Source organism: Xanthomonas sp. MUS 060 (genome assembly GCF_000963215.1).
Classification (GTDB): Bacteria; Pseudomonadota; Gammaproteobacteria; order Xanthomonadales; family Xanthomonadaceae; genus Xanthomonas_A.
Genome location: NZ_JZIM01000021.1, coordinates 40,385 through 46,757, shown reverse-complemented (window position 1 = coordinate 46,757; position 6,373 = coordinate 40,385). Strand labels below are relative to the sequence as shown.

At 59.3% G+C, this 6,373-nt stretch carries 2 protein-coding genes and 2 pseudogenes; 1 reads left to right on the top strand and 3 read right to left on the bottom strand.

Going from position 1 to position 6,373, the window contains the following annotated elements:
• Nucleotides 1-112: 112 nt before the first annotated feature.
• The 3 genes and pseudogenes from XANALMUS060_RS18865 to XANALMUS060_RS14665 form a co-directional block, all read right to left on the bottom strand.
• A pseudogene (locus XANALMUS060_RS18865) lies at nucleotides 113-298 on the bottom strand (MFS transporter); the annotation flags it as partial.
• Between the two features lie 291 nt (nucleotides 299-589).
• A pseudogene (locus XANALMUS060_RS14670) lies at nucleotides 590-1,570 on the bottom strand (endo-1,4-beta-xylanase).
• A 62-nt stretch (nucleotides 1,571-1,632) separates the two neighbouring features.
• Nucleotides 1,633-2,952 (bottom strand): MFS transporter, encoded by a 1,320-nt coding sequence (locus XANALMUS060_RS14665; protein ID WP_045739070.1) that lies wholly within the window; start codon nucleotides 2,950-2,952, stop codon nucleotides 1,633-1,635.
• A gap of 502 nt (nucleotides 2,953-3,454) precedes the next feature.
• Between XANALMUS060_RS14665 and XANALMUS060_RS14660 the strand changes: the two genes are divergently transcribed.
• Entirely contained in the window at nucleotides 3,455-6,367 is a 2,913-nt protein-coding gene (locus XANALMUS060_RS14660; RefSeq protein WP_343122980.1) for a TonB-dependent receptor, read from the top strand.
• The last annotated feature ends 6 nt before the right edge of the window (nucleotides 6,368-6,373 follow it).

The following is a 6,373-nucleotide window of genomic DNA, read 5'->3' as shown; positions in this document are numbered from 1 at the left end:
CGGAAACCCTGGCTGGACTCCACTTCGTCGTCTTCTCCATCCTCATGCTTGGAAATAATGCCACGTCTCTAATCCAAAGTTCATAACACGCTCTAAGCATTTCCTTACATCGTGCAAAAAGGTAGGCAAAACCGGCCAGCAGAAACACCGGCAGATAGCTGCCGGTGGCCTGCAGCAAAAATCCAATGCAGTTGGCGATCAACATGCCGCCGACCGCGCCGGCACAACTGCCGATGCCGACCAGACTGGCCAGCGCGTGGCACTGAAACATGATCGATGTGAGACTGTCAGCCAGATCGCGCCGAGCAAATCAGTGAATAAGAAGGCCCACTGCCAGCTCCAGGCGCTGACGATGAACGGCACCGGTGATGGCACCGATATGCGTGGTTGAAATGCAGGGCTCCGCAGTGCCTTGCCGATGCTGTTGTAATACAGATCGGTACTGTCCGCGTCCAGCCACACACGCAAAACGAAGATGGTCCGATGACAGCCAACGATCGGTCAGGAAACAATCGCTTCGGATGCAAAAAGAGCGTGTGGGAGGGCATGGTCGAGACAGTGTTCGGTGGTCGGAAGATCGCAATGCCAGTTATGGTTTGCTCGCGACGTAACTGCGCAACCAGGTTAATGCAGGACGTTCGCTGCCGTCTTTATTGATCAAATAGGCACCTTGCTGGTCGCGCCACAGGCCGGGACGGAAGCCCCAGAGCGTGACGCCCTTTACGCCAGGATATTCCCAGAACAGAGGAAAGATACGCTGTTAGTGGGCCAACTGCTGGGCATCGGTCGGACCGTGGATGTCAAGTTCGGTGATGTAGATGGGTAGGCCAGTGGCAGCCAATGCCTCGAGGTTGGCACTATGCACGGACAAAGGCGCCGATGCGGTCTCGAAGGCATGCTCCTGTAGGTCAATCCCATCGATTGGATTTTCTTTCTGCAACAAATGGATGATTTTCAGATATTGATTTGTGGCGCTGCTCCTGGTGGTGATGCCGTAGTCGTTGATGATCAGCTTGGTATTGGGGAAATATTGTCGTGCCAGCCGAAATGCCTCCAGCACCCAATCCCAGCCCGTTGAGCCGGCACCACCCAGCGTTTTGATGTAGTTGCCGCTATCGCTTTTCCGATTGTCGGGTTGATTGTGATTGGGCAGCGTTTCGTTGGCGACTTCCAGCAAGTCGATATCGGCGTAACGCTGCGCCACCGCGGCGAACCAATTTTTGATCGCGGCGAGCTGATCGACTGGCGCCAGTGTCCGAATCCACGTCGGTTGCTGGGCGCCCCAGATCAGCACATGGAACTGGAATTTCATGTTGTTGCGCTTGGCCATATTGTAGGCTTCGTCAAGCGCAGTCCAGTCCATTTGTCCTTGCACCGCTTCCATGTTGCCCCACTTGCCGGCGTTTTCTGGTGTGACCTTGTTCTAGTACTTGGTAAAATCCTTCGCTTGCGATGGACTATAGGCGGAGCCCAGGAAACGCTGTTTGCCCGCTGCTAGCGGCGCAGCATCGACGCTGGCAGTGCAAGAGATCAGTGGATAGTGCGAAAAAAGTGATGTAATGGTTTTCATAACGGTTCTTGTCCGATTGAGTGATGCAGGCATAAGAGCATGCCCACGGTGCTAGCCATGTACTAGCCAAGCCATGGTTGTGGCGGGCTAGCCATTCCTTCCAGCCGTGCTGGCTGCAATCTCGGCGTCAGCAGATGCACCATGCCGAGTGCAAACAGGTATGCCGAACCGGCCAGCAGAAACACCGGCAGATAGCTGCCGGTGGCCTGCAGCAAAAATCCAATGAAGTTGGCGATCAACATGCCGCCGACCGCGCCGGCAAAACCACCGATGCCGACCAGACTGGCCACCGCGTGGCGCGGGAACATGTCCGATGTGAGTGTGAACAGGTTCGCCGCCCAGCCTTGGTGCGCGGCTGTCGCCAGGCCGATCAGCGCCACCGCCAGCCACATCTGATCGGCGCGTGCGGCGAACACGATTGGCACCACGGCCAAGGCACAGACCAGCATCGCAGCCTTGCGCGCGCGGTTGACGCTCCAGCCGCGCGCGAGCAAACGCCCGGCCAGCCAGCCGCCGGCGATGCTGCCGACGTCGGCGAGCAGGAAGATCACGATCAATGGTGCACCCAGTTGTAGTAATCCCAGCCCGTATTTGTCGTGCAAGAACTTTGGCAGCCAGAACAGAAAGAACCACCAGACCGGATCGGTCAGAAACTTCGCCACCACGAACGCCCACGCCTGGCGGTGGCGCAGCAACTGCGCCCAGGACAATTGCCGGATCGGTTCCGGCGGATCGCTGCGGATATGCGTCAGTTCAGCTGCGCTCAGGTGTGGGTGGTGTTCTGGCGGGTGGTAGCTCAACCACCACACGGTCAACCAGATCGCGCCGAGCACGCCAGTGAATAGGAAGGCCCACTGCCAGCCCCAGGCGTTGGCGATGAACGGCACCGACAATGGCGCGACGATGGCGCCGATGTTGGAGCCGGAATTGAAGATGCCAGTCGCCAGCGCACGCTCACCGCGCGGAAACCATTCGGCGATGGTTTTGATTGCGGCAGGGAAATTGCCCGACTCGCCCAGGCCAAGGAAGAAGCGCGCCACCGCCAAACCGATCACCCCACTGGCCAAGGCATGGCCCATCGACGCCAGACTCCACACCCCGATTGCCAGTGCGTAACCGAGCCGGGTGCCGAAGCGGTCGATGATCGCGCCGCTGCACAACAAGCCCAGCGCATATGCGGCTTGAAACGCGGTGACGATATAGCCGTATTGGATCTCGTTCCAGCCGATATGCTCTTGCAGAAATGGCGCCAGCACACCCAGCACCTGGCGATCGACATAGTTGATGGTGGTGGCGGCCAGCAGCAGCGCACAGATGCGCCAGCGCAGGTGTCCCAGGGATGCGATAGCCGTCGTGGTCTGTGTACGTCCAAGCGGCATCATGCGAGCAATCTCCGCTCCATCCTGGTTTTGTTGCGTTGCACTCGGTACCAGAACAGCACAGTGTGTGTACCGGATGCGCGGGAAAAGCACATCGCGCAGCCAGGAGGATATCCGGGTCGGGGCATGCGTTCGGCTCCTTCAGGGGATGACGTATGCAACCCTGATAGCGGTATCAATAACATGTTCTTTGCGTGGGTTCTATCGTGCATAGCAGCACGGCGCAATGCACGATGCCAAGGCGAGCAACAGCCACACGCATAGATGCTGCGTCCTGATATGCCTCGCATGCAATGACATGAATTAGCCACGCGCAGGTCATGGTGCCATGCAGCGTGACAGCGTCGCTGATAGCGCTACCATCCGTCGCCATGGCCAGTGGATGGCGTAAGCGTTCGCTGTGGTTTTTCCATGACTCGAATTATTGGTCGGCGAGTTATTCGTTGGTCAATTGTCGTGACGCAAAGAGTGAGATGCGGGATATCTGCTTCGGGAGAGGATTACGGTGAACAAAGGTTATGCGCGCACCACGTTGGCATATGCACTGGCCCTGGCGTTATCCGGGATGAGCGTGGAAACGGTTCGAGCGCAGGCTGCACCGTCTGCAGATACGTCTGCCGCCAGCGGCGAGACGGTGAAGCAATTGGATGCCGTGAACGTTTCCGGTTACCGCCACAGCATTCAGTTCTCGACCGACGCCAAACGCGATGCGGTGACATTCAGCGATACCGTCTTCGCCGAAGACATCGGCAAGTTCCCGGACATGAACATCGCCGAGTCGCTCAATCGTATTCCCGGCGTGCAGCTAGCCCGCGACGTGAATGGCGAAGGTCTGAATATCGCCATTCGCGGTCTCGGCACCAGCTTCACCAAGACCACTTTGAATGGCGCCAATATCGCCACCGCCTCGATTGGTCTCAATGCGCAGAATCAAAATCGTGAGGTGGATCTCAACCTGTTTCCGACCGAGTTCTTCACCCAGTTGACGGTGAACAAGACGCCGACCGCGAGCATGCTCGAAGGCGGCGTATCCGGTGTGGTCGACATGCGTAGCGCGCGTCCGTTCGATCACCCGGGCACGCATGTGACCTACCAATTGCAGGGCGACTGGAACAGCACCAGCAAAAAGACCACGCCGCGTGGGGCATTGATGGGTAGTTGGACCAACCAGGACGGTACGTTCGGCGCGTTGTTCGGTGTGTCCTCGGTGCGTAGCAAGATCGGAGTGGACGGATTCGAGAGCATTGGCTGGACCAATCCCGGGCTGACCTACGCACAGTGTGGCCTGACCCCACCGGCTGGCGTCCCGTCGACCAACCAGCCGGTGGCGTGTAATGCCAACGGTGGCGGTAACTGGCGTATTCCCGACACCGTGCCGGCCACCGCTGGCGCGGGCCTGACTCCCGGCCAGAGCATCGACGCGGCGTGGTTGCTGGCGCATAACCCCGGCCTGAGCACCGCGCAGATCACCGAAGCGCTGATTCCGCGCTTGGGCCGGCGCGTGCAGATGCAGGGCGATCGTGATCGCGACGCCTATGTCATGTCGCTGGAATGGCGACCCAGTGACAGCGCGCATTTCTATCTGGACAGCCTGTTCTCCAAGGCCAGACGCACCACCGAGCGGACCAGCATGAACTTGATCGGGCGTAACGGAAACATGATTCCGTTGAACATGCAGCTCGATCCCAATAACGTGGTCACTGCGGCGACGTTCGCCAATGCGCAGTATTTTCTCGAAGCGCGTCCGTATCGCGAGCAGGTCAAGTTCTGGAGCGTGAACCCGGGCGCGGAGTTGTTGTTCGGCGAGGCACAGGACATCAAGCTCAACGTACAGGCCAATGCCACGCGTAGCTGGATGTTCCGCGAATCGCCGAGCGTGCTGGTGACTTCGCCGTTCACCACCGTGGACTATCGCAACGCCGGCGGGGACATTCCGTCGATTTCCAGTCCGCTGGATCTGGATAATCCAAACCTGGGCTGGAACTGGACCGGCGGCCGGCTCAATATCGCCAACGAAAAGCGCGACACCGAAACCCGTGGCGCGCACGCCGATCTGCAATTCGGCGAAGACCGACGCAATATCAAGGTCGGTGTGGCCTACGATCAGGCCGAGCGGCATATCCGTGGCTTCGACAACAGTGCCGCGTGGGAAACGCTCGTGTGCCGCGCCGGTGGCAATACCTGCACCGGCGGCCCTGGTTCGTTGATTCCGCAGGCGGCCCTGGCCTCGTATTTGAAGCCCGGCCCTGGCGGTTTCATTACCGTGGACTTCAACCGCTTCCTGCGCGATAGCGGCTACTACGCGTTGCGCGATGCCGCGCCGGAAACCAATGCGGCCAATACCGGTGCTGCGACCGGTGGCATCCTGGAGAAGAACTGGGGTTTCTACGTGGAAACCAATGCCGAAACCGATGTATGGAACCGCACGCTACGTTTCAATGCTGGTGTGCGCTATGTCACCACCGACCAGACCATCAGTGGCCCGGTCACGATTGGTGGCGTGCGCCGCTACCAAATGCTGAATTCGGACTACAGCGAGTTGCTCCCCTCGTTCAACCTGGCCTGGGACATCGCCAAGGATGTGGTGGTGCGTCTATCCGCTTCGCGCACGCTGACCCGGCCCGACCCGAGTGCGATGCTGCCCAACACCAACTTCAGCGACCCGTCGGCGCAGACCGCGACCCAGGGCAATTCCAAGCTGGCGCCGTATCGATCCACCAACCTGGACATTGGTGGTGAGTGGTACACCGGTGGCGAAGGATTCGTTGGTCTGACTCTATTTGGCAAACGGATCGATGGCTTCACCGTCAATGGGGTGCGCCGCATTCCCTTCCTGGACCTGGGCGTGGATTACACGACGTTGAGCGCGACCCAGCAAGCCGCGATCCAACAGCGTGGCGGCCCCAACGCGGCCACGGTGGACGTGCAGACCCAAGTTAACGCCGATGGCGTACTCGACATCCGTGGCTTGGAGGCAATCTGGGTGCAACCCCTGGACCGCTTACTGGACGGGCTCGGTTTCAGTCTCAATTACACTCACGTCGGGCAGCAGTCCAGCGGCGGTGGTGTGCCGGCGGTTGCGGTGGGTGTGGCGCCGAACCTGTGGAATGGCACCGTGTATTGGGAGAAGAACAACACATCGGTGCGTCTGTCCTATGCCTGGAATGACGACATGATTATCTCCGGAGCCAATCAGAATGGCATTCCCGACGCGCGGCTGATGGCCGATGCGCGCGGACAACTGGATTTGTCGGCCAGCTATACGTTGGCGCACTTGCCCTCGGCGCCGCAGATCACTCTCAACATCACCAATCTCACCAACGCACCCTTGCGTACCACCTTCCAATATCCCAACGCGACCTACGATTTGTACAAGCCTGGACGCACCATCATGCTGGGCATTCGCGGTACGTTCTGAGCCGCA

Bases quoted from the DNA above. Each gene is read 5' to 3' on its own strand.
- XANALMUS060_RS14665 (WP_045739070.1), bottom strand. From the start codon at position 2,952: ATGATGCCGCTTGGACGTACACAGACCACGACGGCTATCGCATCCCTG.